Origin of the sequence: Streptomyces sp. NBC_01166, from assembly GCF_045039765.1 — a bacterium.
Taxonomy (GTDB): domain Bacteria; phylum Actinomycetota; class Actinomycetes; order Streptomycetales; family Streptomycetaceae; genus Streptomyces.
The window spans coordinates 8,195,944-8,211,468 of the sequence record NZ_CP108613.1; the positions used below are offsets into that span (position 1 = coordinate 8,195,944).

At 71.5% G+C, this 15,525-nt stretch carries 13 protein-coding genes; 10 read left to right on the forward strand and 3 right to left on the reverse strand.

Annotated elements, in window-relative coordinates; all coding sequences use genetic code 11:
- Window positions 1-102 precede the first annotated feature (102 nt).
- The 9 genes from OG379_RS37110 (at window position 103) to OG379_RS37150 (ending at window position 8,330) form a co-directional block, all read left to right on the forward strand.
- Complete coding sequence (locus OG379_RS37110; RefSeq protein ID WP_405667648.1) at window positions 103-897, forward strand: MHYT domain-containing protein; 795 nt, start codon at window positions 103-105, stop codon at window positions 895-897.
- 77 nt (window positions 898-974) lie between these two features.
- Window positions 975-3,569 (forward strand): nitrate- and nitrite sensing domain-containing protein, encoded by a 2,595-nt coding sequence (locus OG379_RS37115; RefSeq protein ID WP_405667649.1) that lies wholly within the window; start codon window positions 975-977, stop codon window positions 3,567-3,569.
- The gene (locus OG379_RS37120; protein ID WP_405667651.1) at window positions 3,566-4,003 is read left to right on the forward strand and encodes a roadblock/LC7 domain-containing protein; all 438 of its coding nucleotides are present in this window, start codon (window positions 3,566-3,568) and stop codon (window positions 4,001-4,003) included. The genes OG379_RS37115 and OG379_RS37120 overlap by 4 nt, the downstream gene beginning before the upstream one ends.
- Before the next feature lie 16 nt (window positions 4,004-4,019).
- Complete coding sequence (locus tag OG379_RS37125; RefSeq protein ID WP_405668793.1) at window positions 4,020-4,466, forward strand: DUF742 domain-containing protein; 447 nt, start codon at window positions 4,020-4,022, stop codon at window positions 4,464-4,466.
- 173 nt (window positions 4,467-4,639) lie between these two features.
- Window positions 4,640-5,275, forward strand: coding sequence for a GTP-binding protein (locus tag OG379_RS37130; RefSeq protein WP_405667653.1), 636 nt, complete (start codon window positions 4,640-4,642; stop codon window positions 5,273-5,275).
- Between the two features lie 179 nt (window positions 5,276-5,454).
- Window positions 5,455-5,838 (forward strand): roadblock/LC7 domain-containing protein, encoded by a 384-nt coding sequence (locus OG379_RS37135; RefSeq protein ID WP_356710879.1) that lies wholly within the window; start codon window positions 5,455-5,457, stop codon window positions 5,836-5,838.
- A 136-nt stretch (window positions 5,839-5,974) separates the two neighbouring features.
- Entirely contained in the window at window positions 5,975-6,952 is a 978-nt protein-coding gene (locus OG379_RS37140; RefSeq protein ID WP_405667654.1) for a DUF6397 family protein, read from the forward strand.
- 41 nt (window positions 6,953-6,993) lie between these two features.
- Window positions 6,994-7,482 carry a GNAT family N-acetyltransferase gene (locus OG379_RS37145; RefSeq protein ID WP_405667656.1) on the forward strand — a complete coding sequence of 163 codons (489 nt, stop codon included), beginning with the start codon at window positions 6,994-6,996 and terminating at the stop codon, window positions 7,480-7,482.
- A 203-nt stretch (window positions 7,483-7,685) separates the two neighbouring features.
- A complete protein-coding gene (locus OG379_RS37150) occupies window positions 7,686-8,330 on the forward strand; it encodes an LAETG motif-containing sortase-dependent surface protein (RefSeq protein WP_405667657.1) in 645 nt (214 codons plus the stop codon).
- Window positions 8,331-8,487: 157 nt separating this feature from the next.
- On the opposite strand, the gene OG379_RS37155 is transcribed toward OG379_RS37150, so the two are convergent.
- Window positions 8,488-10,581 carry a SpoIIE family protein phosphatase gene (locus tag OG379_RS37155; protein ID WP_405667659.1) on the reverse strand — a complete coding sequence of 698 codons (2,094 nt, stop codon included), beginning with the start codon at window positions 10,579-10,581 and terminating at the stop codon, window positions 8,488-8,490.
- Window positions 10,582-10,759: 178 nt separating this feature from the next.
- Here OG379_RS37155 and OG379_RS37160 point away from each other — a divergent pair, with 178 nt between their 5' ends.
- Window positions 10,760-11,818, forward strand: coding sequence for an enoyl-CoA hydratase/isomerase family protein (locus tag OG379_RS37160; RefSeq protein WP_405667660.1), 1,059 nt, complete (start codon window positions 10,760-10,762; stop codon window positions 11,816-11,818).
- 81 nt (window positions 11,819-11,899) lie between these two features.
- On the opposite strand, the gene OG379_RS37165 is transcribed toward OG379_RS37160, so the two are convergent.
- Window positions 11,900-13,381, reverse strand: coding sequence for a rhamnulokinase family protein (locus OG379_RS37165; RefSeq protein ID WP_405667661.1), 1,482 nt, complete (start codon window positions 13,379-13,381; stop codon window positions 11,900-11,902).
- Between the two features lie 82 nt (window positions 13,382-13,463).
- Window positions 13,464-15,509, reverse strand: coding sequence for a bifunctional aldolase/short-chain dehydrogenase (locus OG379_RS37170; protein ID WP_405667663.1), 2,046 nt, complete (start codon window positions 15,507-15,509; stop codon window positions 13,464-13,466).
- Between the last annotated feature and the right edge of the window lie 16 nt (window positions 15,510-15,525).

A 15,525-nucleotide genomic window follows, 5' to 3' on the forward strand; every position in this document is an offset into this window, starting at 1 on the left:
GAACGTTGCCCGATCGTTCGGGAACATCTCTCTGTCATATCCCAGCACCTTTCGAAATGCGCCCCTGGTGTGCGCCCCGGTGCGGGCTAGCGTCCCGGACCCATGGGACACCTGGACCACGCCACCTTCGGCTGGCTTACCCCCGTGCTGTCGTACGCGATGGCAGCGATCGGCGCCGCACTCGGACTCCGCTGCACCGTGCGCGCGCTCGGCACCAGCGGCCGATCACGCCGCAACTGGCTCCTCACGGCCGCGTCCGCCCTCGGCACCGGCATCTGGACGATGCACTTCGTCGCCATGCTCGGTTTCGGCGTCACCGGTACCGACATCCGCTACGACGTGCCGCTCACCCTCCTCAGCCTCCTGGTCGCCATGCTGGTGGTCGGGGCGGGAGTCTTCACCGTCGGCTACGGCCGGGACCGCACCCGGGCCCTCCTCGTGGGCGGCCTCACGACGGGCCTCGGCGTCGCCAGCATGCACTACCTGGGCATGGCCGCTCTGCGCCTCCACGGGACCGTCGCCTACGACCCCCTGCTGGTGACGGTCTCCGTCGTCATCGCCGTCGTCGCCGCCACCGCCGCCCTTTGGGCCGCACTCCACATCAGGTCACCCGGGGCCGTGGCCCTCGCGTCGCTCGTCATGGGCGCGGCGGTGAGCAGCATGCACTACACCGGAATGCTGGCCGTCGGCGTGCGGGTCGCACCGTCGGGATCCGAGCTCCCCGGAGCCACGGTGATGCAGTTCATCTTCCCGCTTGCCGTCGGCCTCGGGTCGTACCTCTTCCTGACCTCGGCGTTCGTCGCCCTCTCCCCGCCCGCCCGGAACCACACGGCCGAGGCGTCGACCACGGCCCCCAGGGGCGCCTCCGCCGAACGGCCCGCCGAGGCCGCCACCTGACAGCCGCCGGACCTGCAGCTCACCTGCCGTATGCAGCGATTCGGGGCACAGAGCTCCCCACCCGGAACGAGGAGGCCATGCGCACACCCCGTACGACGACCCCGGACCCAGGCGCGCACACCGGCCGGTCCGTGACACCGCCGCGCGGACGGCGCGCGCACGCCGGACCGCCCGCGGACGAACGTCCCGCGCCCGAGGCGGAGCGGCCTTCCCCCGCCGGGCCCGTACCGGGACGCGGGTCTCTACGCCCCCGGACCGTACGGGCAAAGATCATTTCACTCCTGATGGTGCCCGTCGTCTCCCTGCTCGCCCTCTGGGGGCTCGCCACCGTCACCACGGCGCAGGACGTGGCACGCCTGCGTGAGGTCCAGCGCGTGGACAGCACGGTACGAGCCCCGGTCGCCGCAGCCGTCAGCGCGCTGCAGGGCGAACGTACTGCGGCGCTGCGCCAGCTGGCCGCCCCTGGCGCCGGGCACGCCGGGGCCCTGCAACAGCGGGCCGAACGCACGGACACGGCACTTGACGCACTGCGCCTGGGTGATTCGCACACCGTCGCCGACGCCGGCATCCTCTCCGCAGGAGCCGCCGGCCGGCTGAGCACGTTCCTGGACCAGGCTCAGCGGCTGCGGACCCTGCGCACCGGGATCCTGGACCCGCCCGTGGGGGATTCCGGCAGAACCCGGGCCACCGACGACGAGACGCGGGCCGCGTACACGCGGTACACCGGGACCATCGCCGCGGCCTTCGAGGTCTCGGGGGCCCTGACCGGCACCCATGACGCCGAAACCGGATCGGAGGCCCGCGTTCACCTCGAACTGGAGCGGAGCGGGGAGATGCTGGCCCGGGAGGAGGCCGTGCTGGCATCGGCCCTGCCGACCGGCAGGCTCGACGGGGAACAACTGCGCCTGTTCACCGGCGCCGTGGCGACCCGCCGGGCTCTGTCCGGGTCCGCCGGAGCCGATCTGCCGGCCGCCGGACGGGAGGCATGGCGCGCCCTCACCGACCGCACCGCCTACCGGCGGCTCACGGCGGCCGAGGACACCGTGCTGGCCGCACCCCCCGGCCGCCGCGCGGCGGAGGCGGTGCCCGACGCATGGGAGCGGGACGTGGCGACGGTACGCACGGAGCTGCGCGCCATCGGGACGCCGGCCGGCGGCCACACGTCCGACCGCGCGGGCCCCTTCACACATGCGCTGTTCAGCCCGGCGGGGGCAGCCGTCCTGCTCGGATTCCTCGCCGTCGCCGCTTCGTTGGTGATCTCCGTGCGGATCGGCCGCGGGCTCGTCGTCGAACTCGTCGGCCTCCGGGACGGCGCGCTGGAGATCGCCCGGTACAAGCTTCCCCAGGCAATGCGGCGCCTGCGTGCCGGTGAGGAGATCGACGTACGGGCCGAAGCGCCGCCCGGGCGGACGTCCCACGACGAGATCGGCCAGGTCGGGGAAGCCCTGGACACCGTGCACCGGGCGGCTCTCGACGCCGCGGTCGAGCGCGCCGAACTCGCCAGTGGCATCTCCGGGGTCTTCGTCAACCTGGCCCGCCGCAGCCAGGTCCTCGTCCACCGCCAGCTCACGCTCCTCGACGGCATGGAGCGTCGTGCCGACGACCCGGGCGAACTCGGGGACCTGTTCCGCCTCGACCACCTCACCACCCGCATGAGACGGCACGCCGAAAGCCTGATCATCCTCTCCGGCGCCGCCCCGGGGCGCGCCTGGCGGATGCCCGTACCGCTGACCAACGTCGTACGCGCGGCGGTCTCGGAGATCGAGGACTACGCGCGCGTGGAGGTGCGGGCGCTGCCCGACGCCGGCGTGAAGGGCGCGGCGGTGGCCGACCTCACCCATCTGCTGGCCGAACTCGTGGAGAACGCGGCCCAGTTCTCGCCACCGCACACGAAGGTGCGGATCAGCGGGGAACCCGTGGGCAACGGTTACGCCTTGGAGATCGAGGACCGCGGGCTCGGCATGGGCAAGGAACTGCTCGACGAGGCGAACCGCCGCATCGAGCAGTCCGAGGCGCTCGACCTCTTCGACAGCGACCGGCTCGGCCTCTTCGTGGTGAGCAGGCTCTCCGCCCGTCACCGGGTCAAGGTCCAGCTGCGCACATCCCCGTACGGGGGCACGACCGCCGTGGTCCTGCTGCCGACGGCGCTGCTCCAGAGCGCGCTTCCGGAGGGCTCGCCTGCCGGTCCGGCGGGCGCCGCTACCCGGACGGCGACGGTGGCCAGGGACGACGACGGTCCCGGGCCCGGAAGGCTCGCCCCGCACCCCGCCGCCCGGCCCCGCCCCCCCGCCTTCCCAGCACCGGCCGCCGTGCCCGCCCTCGAGCGGGGGGCGGCCCCGGGGTCCGGGTCCGGGCCGCGGCCCGGACCGGCACCGGTGACCACTCTGCACCGGCGTCCTCGCTCCACCGAGGAGGACGGCGATCTGCCTCGGCGCGTCCGCCAGGCCAGCCTCGTACCCCAGCTGCGTGAGCAGCCGAAGCCGGAGGAGGGCGTGCCGGACCCCGACGGAGGGCCCACGCCGGGACGCACTCCCGAACAGGCCCGAGACCGCATGACCGCATACCGGGACGGATGGGTCCGCGGGGGCGGCAGGGCGCCGGGGAGCAACTCCTCGGGCCGCTCGGCACCCGTGTCCCCGTTCCGTCGGCACACCGAAGGAGAGCAGACATGATCGTGAACGAGAGGCCCGGACGGGCGCCCCGCGGTTCCGGCGAACTCGACTGGCTGCTGGACGATCTGGTCGCGCGGATCGCCGAGATCCGGCACGCCGTCGTCCTGAGTAACGACGGCCTTGCCGTCGGCGCCTCCCTGGCGCTGAGCCGTGAGGACGCGGAACACCTCGCGGCCGTGGCCTCGGGCTTCAACAGCCTGGCCAAGGGTACGGGACGGCACTTCGGCGCCGGGGGCGTACGCCAGACGATGGTCGAGATGGACGACGGCTTCCTGTTCGTCGTCGCCGCCGGGGACGGTTCCTGCCTCACCGTCCTGAGCACGGCGTTCGCGGACATCGGCCTCGTGGCGTACGAGATGGCGCGGCTGGTGAAACGGGTGGGCGAACACCTCGCCACTCCGGTGAGGCTCGCCGGGCCACCGGCGACGGGCTGAGGACGGGCACGTGCGGATGAGCGAGGGCGGGGTGCCGCCGGGAAGCACGGGCGGAGTACCCCCGGGCCACGGGTCCCTACCGCCGGGGAGTCAGTGGTACGACGCCGAGGCGGGCCCACTGGTCCGCCCGTACGCAGTCACGGGCGGCCGGACGCAGCCGGGGCCCAGTGGGGTCCGGTTCGACCTGATCGCACTCGTGACGGCCGACGACGGAGCAGGCGGCCGTCAGGGCGAGGCGCTGCTGGGCCCCGAGCACCGGGCTCTGCTGGGCCTGTGCCGTGACGAGGTCCAGTCCGTCGCGGAACTGTCCGCCGACGCCGATCTGCCCGTAGGGGTGGTGCGGGTGCTTCTCGGAGATCTGCTCGAAGCCGGCTGTGTCCGGGTCAGCAGGCCCGTCCCGCCCGCCCAACTCCCCGACGAGCGCATCCTGCGCGAGGTGATCGACGGCCTGCGGGCGCTCTGAGGGCTCCTGTAGTTGTCGTGCGCACCACCTACTCAGGACGGATAGCGACTTCATGCGGGCATTGAGCGAACCAGTCCGGACATATAAGTCAAAATCCGTTCACTGTCTTCGGCGACTGCCTCTGATTGTCATGCTGTCGCCTCTACCGACGGCACTCGCGAGAGAAGTGATCGATGTCCTCCGAGCATGTGGACAGCACAGACCAGGAAGAGGCCGGGGACTCCACGGCACTCGCCCTGAAGATATTGGTCGCCGGCGGCTTCGGAGTCGGCAAGACGACCCTCGTCGGCGCGGTGAGCGAAATCCGGCCGTTGCGGACGGAGGAACTCCTCAGCGAGGCCGGACATTCCGTCGACGACACCGGCGGGGTGGATCAGAAGACCACCACCACGGTCGCCATGGACTTCGGACGGATCACCATCCGCTCCGGACTGTCGCTCTACCTGTTCGGCACGCCGGGGCAGGACCGCTTCTGGTTCCTTTGGGACGAACTGTCGCAGGGGGCGCTCGGAGCCGTCGTCCTGGCCGACACCCGGCGACTCGAGGACTGCTTCCCGGCCGTCGACTACTTCGAGCACCGCCGCATCCCCTTCGTCGTCGCGGTCAACTGCTTCACGGGCGCGAGGACCTACGCCGAGGACGACGTCTCGCGCGCACTGGATCTGGACCGGGGCACCCCCGTCGTCCTGTGCGACGCGCGCGACCGTGCCTCGGGAAAGGAAGTTCTCATCCGCATGGTCGAGTACGCGGGGCGGATGCATACCGCGCGGCTGCTCGACTCGGTCGGCCAGGCCGCCGGCCCGGCTTGAGGCGGGCGCCCGTCAAGGTCATCCGTATCCCACGCCGAGAACCGTCCGCCCGGCCCCGGGCCGGGCGGACGGTGGCGCGAAGCAACGCCCCGGCACCGGGGAGGCGCTTGCCCGCAGGGGAGCCGTGCGCAAGGCTGGCGCGACAGGCGGGGGAACGGATGAACGGGGAGGACGAGCACATGGCGCTGGACCGGGGACTTGACTGGCTTCTTGACGATCTCACCAGCCGGGTGGAGCACATCCAGCACGCGCTGGTGCTGTCGAACGACGGGCTGGTGACCGGGGCCAGCACCAGCCTGGCCCGGGAGGACGCGGAGCACCTCGCGGCGGTCTCGTCCGGGCTGCAGAGCCTGGCCCGAGGATCGGGGCGTCACTTCGGTGCGGGAAGAGCACGCCAGACCATGGTGGAGTTCGACGAGGCGCTGCTGTTCGTGACGGCGGCCGGGGACGGCAGCTGCCTGTGCGTACTGACCGCCGCCGAGGCCGATGTCGGCCAGGTCGCCTATGAGATGACCCTGTTGGTCAATCGGGTGGGCGAGCACCTAGGCGTGACGGCGCGCTAAGGGCTCCGAATGCCTGGCCAACCTCTGACCTGCGACTTCTGTGGATTTCCGGGAGTTATCCACAGGCTCGGCGGATGATTCCTCCCCGAGCTACCGTGGTCACAGAGAGTATTCGACCTCACGGGGGAGGACGGCCATGACCATTACGGAAGCCACCCGCACGCACACCGCCGACGCGGCGGTATCCGGCTGCCTGTCCGTCGGACGCGCGGCTCGGGAGCTGACCTTGAAACGGGGCGAATTCGATCTCGCCGTCCATCTGGGACTGATCCGTGCGGAGCCGGCGACTGCCGGGGCGAGGCCCCGGATCCGTCAGCAGGAGATCGACCGGCTGCGTGGGCTGCCGGGGTTTCCCGGATCGCTCCGGGACCAGGTGCGTACGGCGGGCACGGCGGAGGGTGCCACCCTCCTCGGAGTGAGGCCCGTGCGCTTCACCGGCCTCGCCCGCATCGGGTGCATCTCGCCGGTCGCGTTCTATCTGAACCGCTACCGCGCGGTGGTCTGGCTCTATCTGGTGGACGAGCTTCTCGCCTTCGCCGCGAGAGAGCCCGATTTGATCGGGGGTAAGAATCCGGTGGGGATGCGGACCATGCTGGAGGGCGGCACCGACTGGCGTGCGCGCAACTGGCGTTCACGCAGGATCGACCGCCTGCTGAGCCGCACTGATGACCCCTGGACGCGCGCGGCCCTGCAGGCCTCCGCTCTGGACCCCGTCCAGCTCGCGGAGGTGGTCGAGGACCCCTATGAGCGGGCCTACCTGGCGCGTATGCAGCCGGACTCCGTCTTCGGGCGCCCGGGCTCCGTGTCCGGGAAGGAGGCCATGACGAGGCTGATGCTGGCGGATGATCCGGACGAAATCCTCTGGCGCCGGGTGAATCTGACGCTGGAGCTGGAACAGGCGCGTGAAGTCCGCCCCGCGCCGCGACCCGGATTCGACCCCGGGATCCGCCCCGCTCCGATCCGCCCGGCGGCCGTACGGCCGGCCCCGGACGTCCCAGGACCGGCATTCGGGCAGAGCGGCCACGTTCCTCGCCGCCCTGGCGGGAGTCCCGGCGGGGGACGGGGGCTGCTCGTCAGGCTGGGGCTGCGCCGGCCGGGACGCGGTGATCGATAAAGCGATTGCACGGGGCGGTCCACCGGGGCATCTTGGCCTCCATGTTGATCAGGGAAGCCACCGACAGGGACTGGCCCGCCATCTGGCCGTTCTTCCATGCCATCGTCGCTGCGGGCGAGACGTTCACCTACCCTGTGGAACTCGGTGAGGACGTGGCCCGGGACTGGTGGCTCCTCCCGGAGCCGGCCCGTACGGTGGTCGCGGTCGACGACGCCGGGACCGTCCTCGGCACGGCCAAGATGAACAGGAACCACATGGGCAACGGCTCGCACATCGCCAGTGCGAGCTACATGGTGGCCCCCGAGCACTCGGGCCGGGGCGTGGGCAGGGCCCTCTGCGAGTACACGGTGGACTGGGCGCGTACGGCGGGGTATCGCGCCATGCAGTTCAACGCCGTGGTGGAGACGAACATCCACGCCGTCCGTCTGTACCGCTCTCTCGGGTTCGAGGTCGTCGGGACCCTGCCCGAGGGGTTCAACCACCCCGCGCAGGGCTATGTGGGACTGCACATCATGCACAAGCCCCTCTGAAATCACCCTCACAGAGAGCCGGAAGGACTGTGAGCACAATGGCTTCCGGCCATCCTGGTGTGTCCGTCATGTCACAAGTAGCGGCGATCTGGGCACGGTTGGCGCACAGCTGAGGGATGGGGCGGGTGCGCCCCCTGGGATGGGGAGCAGTACTGTGCGCCCCACCGCCATCTCAGCGGTGAACTCATATGGAGGAATAATCCATGACCATACCCAGGAGATCGTGGCGCGGCGCGGGAGCATTCGCGGCCGCCGCGGTAGTCGGCCTGGCCGGCGGAGTCCTCTCCGCAGGACCGGCCGCAGCTCACACCCCCACCTGGGCCGTGACCTGCTCCGAAGTGACGCTCAACCTGACGGCCTACTCGGCCGACGCCACCAACGAGGTGACCGTTTCCGTCGTGGGCGGGGACGATCTGCTTGCCACGACCCAGTTCGGCCGCGACTTCAGCACGAAGACGCCGCTCCAGCTCCCGGAGCACGACAAGGAGCTGACTGTCCGCCTCGTCGTCAAGGCCGGGGACAACGCCAAGTACTCCGTCGACGCCACGAAGACCGCTCCGGTGTGTGAGGACGAGACCCCGTCGCCCACCCCGACCGAGGCGACGCCTTCGGAGACCCCGAGCACGGAGCCGTCGGCCTCGGAGACCCCCGAGCCCAGTGCGACGCCGAGCGAGACCGCCACGGAGGCCGCACCCGCCCCCGCGGAGCCGAGCACCAGCGCGCCGGACCTGGCCGAGACCGGGTCGTCGTCCGCCACGCCCGTCATCGGCGGAGCCGCTCTCGCGGTCCTGCTCGCCGGCGGCGGCATCCTGTGGTCCGTCCGTAAGCGCCGTAGCGCGCAGCACTGACGCGTCCCGGCATCCCGGCACGGTGGTGGCAGAACACCGGCGGGCCGGGCGGGGGCGCACCGCAACAACTCTGTTGCGGTGCGCCCCCCGCGCCATTCCACCGCAGCGCCCCTAGCCGCTCCGTAGCCGCGCACCAGCCGCCTCCTCGGTCGGAGGATCAGGAGGCAGGTCCGATCTCGCACCAGACGGCTTTGCCTTCCCCCCGGGGCTCGATGCCCCAGCGTTCGGCGACGGCGTCGAGCAGCAGCAGACCACGTCCCGAGGTCGACGTCTCGCCCGGAGTGCGCCGCCGTGGCCAGACGCTGGAGCGGTCCTGGACCGACAGCCTGATGCGCCGCACGGGTTCCGGCAGGACCTCCAGCGTCAGTACCGCCCCGCCCTCCGTATGCAGCAGCACATTGACCAGCAACTCCCCGGTGACCAGCTCCGCGTCGTCCGCCAGTCCGGCGAGCTCCCAGTCCGTCAGCGCCTGACGGACGATGGACCGGGCCTCCGACAGGCCCTGGGGGTCCGCCTGATGGATGTACTGGTGCAGCCGGGGCGCACGCGGAGACCCGAGATCCGGGCTGCGCCTCAGGACCAGCAGTGCCACGTCGTCGCCCGAACCCCACCGCTCCCACAGCCGGTCCGACAGGTGGTCGGCCAGCGCCTCGGCGCCGTCGGGCCCCTCGCTCACCTCGTGGATCAGCGCCGCGACCCCCGTGTCGACGTCGGCCCCCGGTTCCTCGACCAGGCCGTCCGTGTACAGGACGAGGGTCTCGCCCGGCACGAGGTCGAGGCGTGTCTCCGGATACTCCTCGTCCCGGAAATCCGTGGAGATCCCCAGCGGAAGACCCCCGCGCACCTGAGGGACACCGACCCGCCCGTCGGTATGCCTGATCAGCGGCCCGAAGTGCCCGGCGCGCGCGACACGCACCGCCCCCGTGGCGAGGTCGGCCTGCGCGTACGTCGATGTCGCGAACCGGTCGGTGTCCAGCTCGGCGAGGAAACGGGAGGCCCGCGCCAGCACGGTCGCCGGAGGATGTCCCTCGGCGGCGTACGCGCGCAGGGCGATACGCAGCTGGCCCATGATCGCCGCAGCGTGCGTGTCGTGTCCCTGGACATCGCCCACCACGACGCCGATGCGGCCTCTGGGCAAGGTGATCACGTCGTACCAGTCGCCGCCGACCTCGCGTCCGCTCCACGCGGCGTGGTAGCGGACCGCGATCTCGCCGCCCTCGATCTCCTGGATCCGGCGCGGAAGCATCGCAGACTGGAGCCCGGTGGCGAATTCGCGCTCCTCGTCGAAGAGGATCGCCCGCTGCAGGGACTGGGCCACGATGGCGGCCAGTCCCAGGCACAGGATCCGCTCGTCCGCGCTGAAGACCGTGCGGTCCCGGTAGAAGAGGGCGAGTCCCCCCAGCGAGCGGGCCTGAGCTATCAGTGGAAGGTAGGCGACGGCCCGGAAGTTCAGCTCTCCGATGTGCGGCTCGAGCGCCGGGTAGCGCCGGATCAGTGATCCGAGCGAGGTGATGAACCGGGGGCGCCCGCTGAGGATGGTGTCCCCGAGCGGGAGCGCCGCGTCGAGCTGCCCGGAGCCCAGGCCTTCGAGAACCTCCACCGAGTCACCGCTCAGTGCGATGATCTTGAGTGCGGAGTTCTCCACCAGCCCGAGTGCCAGCCCGTCCGCCCCGATGCCGACCAGGCCGCCCGGACCGGTGAGCGCGGCGGTGACGTCGTCCACGGTCACCGCACGTGACATCGCGGCGGTGGTGCGTTCGACGATGCTCGTCTGGCGGCGGCGCCGCTTTTCCAGATCGAGCACGAAGGCCGAATGGGTGACCTCGGCCGTCGCGTCCCGCACCACACCGATGACGCGGTGTGCCCGGCCGTCCTCGGACCGCAGGATCCGAGCCTGGACGTGCGTCCACTGGCGCGACCCGTCCTGCAGGGGCACCTGGAAGTGGACGCTGTAGGAGCTGCTTCCGCCGGAGATCGCCTCCTGGATCGCGGCGTCCAGGCGCGCGCTCTCCGTCGCGTCCAGCCGCTCCAGCACTGCCCCCGGCCGCGCCTCGAAGGTCCCGGGATCGAGGCCGAAGACCAACAGCCCCGCGTCGTCGATGTCCAGGGTCCGGGCGTCCAGATCCCATTCGAAGCTGCCGGTCCGGTTCATGGCGAGGCGCTCCGCGGTCCCGGTCTCGCCGGCGCTGCGCCGGTCGATCCGGAGCCGCGACGCTGTGTCGTCGTCTGCTCGCCGTGAAGAGTCGGTCATGCCTGCTCCGGAGGTCGTCCGGCGGGGCTGCTGGACGTCGCGGCCCGTAGATCTCAATTGTCGAGCCCGCGATGCCGGAGTGCCACAGCGGTATCACGGGAGACCCGGCGCCGGGATCCCGCGACGGGCGACGCAGAATGGCACGCAGAGATCGTCCACGGCTGACCGGAGCGCACACATGAACGACGACGAACCCGTCCTGCTGCACACCGAGGGCCACGTCCTGCACATCACCCTCAACCGTCCCCGGGCACTGAACGCGCTCACCCACACCATGGTGCGCGCTGTCGACGAGGCGCTGGCCCTGGCCGCGGACGACGACGCGGTCACCGCCGTCGTGATCGGCGGAGCCGGCGGCAGGGGCCTCTGCGCCGGCGGCGACATTCGGTCGATCTACGAGGACGCCCGCGCGGGCCGACGCGCGTCCGTGGACTTCTGGCGTGACGAGTACCGCCTCAACGCCCGGATCGCCAGGTTCCCCAAACCGTACGTGGCGCTGATGGACGGCATCGTGATGGGCGGAGGGGTGGGGGTGTCGGCCCATGGCGACGTGCGCGTCGTCACCGAGCGCTCACGCGTCGCGATGCCCGAGACCGGGATCGGCTTCGTCCCCGACGTCGGGGGCACATACCTGCTGGCCGGCGCGCCCGGCGAGCTCGGCACCCACCTCGCACTCACCGGGCGGGCAGTCGACGCCGCGGATGCCATCCTGTGCGGGCTGGCCGACCACTTCGTCCCGTCGCACCACCTCGCCGACCTCACCGCCGCGCTCGCCGGGAGCACGACACCCGCCGAGGTGACGGACACGGTGCTGCGGTACACGACCGACGCGCCGGAAGGAGAGCTGGGCGATCACCGCGCGTGGATCGACGACTGCTACGCGGCCGACACCGTCGAGGAGATCATCGACCGGCTGGTCGACAGCGGACTGCCCGCCGCGAAGGAGACCGCGGACGCCCTCCTCACCGCATCACCCACCGCGCTCAAGGTCACTCTCGCCGCCGTGCGGCGGGCCGGGCGGCTCAGCAGCCTCGAAGCCGCCCTCGACCAGGAGTTCCGTGTCTCCTGCCGGGCCTTCACCGGGCATGACCTGGTGGAGGGCGTGCGCGCCCGGATCATCGACAAGGACCGCACCCCGCGATGGAGCCCCGCCGAGCCCCGCGAGGTCACCGACGCCGAGGTCGCCCGCCACTTCGAGCCGCTCGGCGACCAGGAACTGGGACTGGCCTCGGTCTGACCGGCCACGCGCGCAACCCCGCCGTCCACGCATCGGATTCCCTGGCCGCCGCCCGTCGGCGGAGGTAGCCAGGGAATCCGCTCACACGCGTACCGTCAGCCGGTCCGCCGCGCGGTCCCAGGCTCCCGGGTCCCCCTGCGGGGTGTAATGGCGCAGTTCCTGTGTGCGTGCGACCAGCCTGCGCATGTCCGCCAGTTCGCCCACCAGCCCGTGCGCCCGCGCCTGGAGCAGCACATTGCCCAGCGCGGTGGCCTCGGCGGGACCCGCGGTGACCGGCAGACCGGTGGCGTCCGCGGTCCACTGGCAGAGCAGCTCGTTGCGCGAACCTCCGCCCACCAGATGGATCCGGGTCAGCTCGCGGCCCGCCAGCGCGGCGGCCTCGCGCAGTGTCCTGCGATGGGCCAGGGCCAGACTCTCCAGCACGCACCGCACATAACCCCCGTGGCTGCCCGGCGTCGCCTGCCCGGTCCGGGTGAGAGCCGCGTCGATCCGCGACGGCATGTCACCCGGCGCCAGGAACACCGGATCATCCGGGTCGATCACAGCGGCGAACGGCCGTGCACGCGCCGCGTCCGCGAGGAGACGGGAGAGGTCCGTCGGCGTACCGTCGCGCTCCCACGTCCGGCGGCACTCCTCCAGCAGCCACATCCCCATGATGTTGCGGAGATAGCGCACCGTGCCGTCCACACCGCGCTCGTTGGTGAAATTCGCGGCCCTCGACTCCCCGGTCAGCACCGGTGCGTCCAGTTCGAGCCCGGCCAGCGACCAGGTACCGCACGACACATACGCGAACCCCGGCTCGGTGGCGGGGACAGCGGCCACAGCTGACGCCGTGTCGTGCGAGGCGACGGTCGTCACCGGTGTGTCCTCCGGCAGGCCGGTGAACCCGGCCACGTGCGGAAGCAGGGTGCCCGCCCGTTCACCCGGCTCGCGCAGGGCGGGAAACAGCGAACGCTCCAGCCCCAGCCGCCCGATCAGCGCATCGGACCAGTCGCCGGTCCGCGCGTCGAACAGAGCGGTCGTCGACGCGTTCGTCACTTCCGCGCCCACCGATCCCGTCAGCCAGTACACCAGGAGATCGGGCATCAGCAGCAGCGTCCTGGCCGCCGGCCACTGGGCCGTCGAACGGTGGGCGGCCAGCTGGAAGACCGTGTTGAACGGCAGATGCTGCAGCCCGCCGATGCCGTACAGCTCCTGCGCGTCGAAACGCGCCATGACCTCCTCGGCGGCCCGCGTGTTACGCGCGTCGCGGTAATGGAACGGCAGGCCGAGGAGTGACCCGTCCGAATCCAGCAGACCGTAGTCAACGGCCCAGGTGTCCACGCCCACCGAGGCCACCGGGCCGCTGCGCGCAGCCGCGCGCAGCCCGTCCAGCATGCCCTGGTACAGGGCGAGTACGTCCCAGTGCAGCCCGTCGGGGAGCCGGACCGGCGTGTTGGCGAAGCGGTGTGCCTCGGTCAGCTCCAGCTCGTCGGGGCCCACCCTGCCGGTGATCACCCGGCCGCTGGTGGCGCCCAGGTCCACCGCGGCGAACACCGGGTCGTGCCGTGAAGTCGCAGACATGGAAAATCTCATCCGATCCGGGCGGAGCCGCGCCCCGGGTGTGCACGGAACAGCATCCGGGGCGCGGCGGGGTGGCACTTGGTCAACGCAGGAACGCCGCCGCCACACCGGCGTCGACGGGGATGTGGAGGCCGGTGGTGTGGGTGAGGTCCCCACCGGTCAGGGCGAAGACGGCGTTGGCGACATGCTCCGGGAGCACCTCGCGCTTGAGGATCGTGCGCTGGGCGTAGAACTCGCCCAGCTTCTCCTCCTCGATGCCGTAGGTCGCCGCGCGCTGGGCTCCCCAGCCGGCAGCGAAGATTCCGGAACCCCGCACCACCCCGTCCGGGTTGACCCCGTTGACCCGGATGCCGTTCTCGCCGAGCTCGGCCGCCAGCAGTCGTACCTGGTGTGCCTGGTCGGCCTTGGTGGCCGAGTACGCGATGTTGTTCGGGCCCGCGAACACGGCGTTCTTGGACGCGATGTAGATGATGTCGCCGCCGAGATCCTGGGCCCGCATCACCCTCGCCGCCTCACGGGACACCAGGAACGAACCGCGCGCCATGATGTCGTGCTGCAGGTCCCAGTCCCGGGCGGTGGTCTCCAGCAGGGGCTTGGAGATGGAGATCCCCGCGTTGTTGACGACCAGGTCGACACCGCCGAAGGCCAGTGCGGCGGCCTTGAAGGCGTCGGCGATCTGCTCCTCGGACGTGACGTCCACGGTCACCGCGACGGCCTTGTCCGGACCGCCGAGCTCCTCGGCGACAGCTGCCGCGTTCACGGAGTTCAGATCCGCGACGACGACACACGCCCCCTCCGCGACGAGGCGGTGCGCGATGGCCTTGCCGATGCCCGACCCCGCTCCGGTGACCAGCGCGACCCGTGTGGCCAGCGCCTTGGGCTTCGGCATCCGGCGGAGCTTGGCCTCCTCCAGCTCCCAGTACTCGATCCGGAACTTCTCGGACTCCTCGATCGGCGCGTACGTGGAGACCGCCTCGGCGCCCCGCATCACATTGATGGCGTTGAGGTAGAACTCCCCGGCGACCCGGGCGGTCTGCTTGTCCTTGCCGAACGAGAACATGCCGACACCGGGCACCAGCACGATCGCCGGGTCCGCTCCACGCATCGCGGGCGAGCCGGGCTCCGCATGGCGCTCGTAGTACGCGCGGTACGCCTCCCGGTACTCCCCGTGGAGCACCTCGAGCCGGGCCACCGCCTCCTCCAGCGGAGCGTCGGCAGGCAGATCGAGGACCAGCGGGCTGACCTTCGTACGGAGGAAGTGGTCCGGGCAGGAGGTGCCGAGGGCGGCGAGGCGGGGGTGCTCGGCCCGCGAGAGGAAGTCCAGCACAGGTGCCGCGTCGGTGAAGTGCCCGACCTGCGGCCGGTCCTTGGACGCCAGCCCCCGGATCACCGGAGCGAGGGCCGCGGCCCGTTCCCGGCGCGCCTCCTCCTCCAGGGCCTCCCGGCCGGGGAGTACGGGGCCGAACGGCTCGGCCCTGCCGTGTTCCTCGAGGAAGGTCTCGGCGGTCCGGATCATCCAGAGGGCGTTGCGCTCGCACTCCTCGGAGGTGTCACCCCAGGCCGTGATGCCGTGACCGCCGAGGATGACGCCGACCGCCTGGGGATTGGCCTCCTTGACGGCCGCGATGTCGAGACCCAGCTGGAAGCCGGGCCGGCGCCAGCCCACCCAGGCGACCTTGTCCCCGAAGCACTCGGCGGTCAGCTTCTCGCCGTCGGCGGCGCACGCCAGAGCGATGCCGGAGTCCGGGTGCAGATGGTCGACGTGCGCGGCCTCGACCAGCGCGTGCATCGCGGTGTCGATCGACGGGGCGGCGCCCCCCTTGCCGTGCAGGCAGTAGTCGAACGCCGAGACCATCTCGTCCTCGCGCTCCACCCCCGGGTACACCGTCTTGAGCGCTCGCACCCGGTCCAGCCGGAGCACTGCGAGACCTGCCTCGGTCAGCGTGCCGAGGTCGCCGCCCGAGCCCTTGACCCAGAGCAGTTCGGCCTCGCCACCGGTGACCGGGTCGGCCTCCGTCGCCTTGGCCGAGGCGTTGCCGCCGGCGTAGTTGGTGTTGCGGGGGTCGGAGCCGATCCGGTGGGCGCGCTCCAGGAGCGCGGCGACTTCGGCGTGCGTCGCGGACGTCATGAGGGTTCCTTCGGGA

Coding starts and splice junctions, on each gene's coding strand:
- OG379_RS37110 (WP_405667648.1), top strand. CDS start 103: ATGGGACACCTGGACCACGCCACCTTCGGCTGGCTTACCCCCGTGCTG.
- OG379_RS37115 (WP_405667649.1), top strand. CDS start 975: ATGCGCACACCCCGTACGACGACCCCGGACCCAGGCGCGCACACCGGC.
- OG379_RS37120 (WP_405667651.1), top strand. CDS start 3,566: ATGATCGTGAACGAGAGGCCCGGACGGGCGCCCCGCGGTTCCGGCGAA.
- OG379_RS37125 (WP_405668793.1), top strand. CDS start 4,020: ATGAGCGAGGGCGGGGTGCCGCCGGGAAGCACGGGCGGAGTACCCCCG.
- OG379_RS37130 (WP_405667653.1), top strand. CDS start 4,640: ATGTCCTCCGAGCATGTGGACAGCACAGACCAGGAAGAGGCCGGGGAC.
- OG379_RS37135 (WP_356710879.1), top strand. CDS start 5,455: ATGGCGCTGGACCGGGGACTTGACTGGCTTCTTGACGATCTCACCAGC.
- OG379_RS37140 (WP_405667654.1), top strand. CDS start 5,975: ATGACCATTACGGAAGCCACCCGCACGCACACCGCCGACGCGGCGGTA.
- OG379_RS37145 (WP_405667656.1), top strand. CDS start 6,994: ATGTTGATCAGGGAAGCCACCGACAGGGACTGGCCCGCCATCTGGCCG.
- OG379_RS37150 (WP_405667657.1), top strand. CDS start 7,686: ATGACCATACCCAGGAGATCGTGGCGCGGCGCGGGAGCATTCGCGGCC.
- OG379_RS37155 (WP_405667659.1), bottom strand. CDS start 10,581: ATGACCGACTCTTCACGGCGAGCAGACGACGACACAGCGTCGCGGCTC.
- OG379_RS37160 (WP_405667660.1), top strand. CDS start 10,760: ATGAACGACGACGAACCCGTCCTGCTGCACACCGAGGGCCACGTCCTG.
- OG379_RS37165 (WP_405667661.1), bottom strand. CDS start 13,381: ATGTCTGCGACTTCACGGCACGACCCGGTGTTCGCCGCGGTGGACCTG.
- OG379_RS37170 (WP_405667663.1), bottom strand. CDS start 15,509: ATGACGTCCGCGACGCACGCCGAAGTCGCCGCGCTCCTGGAGCGCGCC.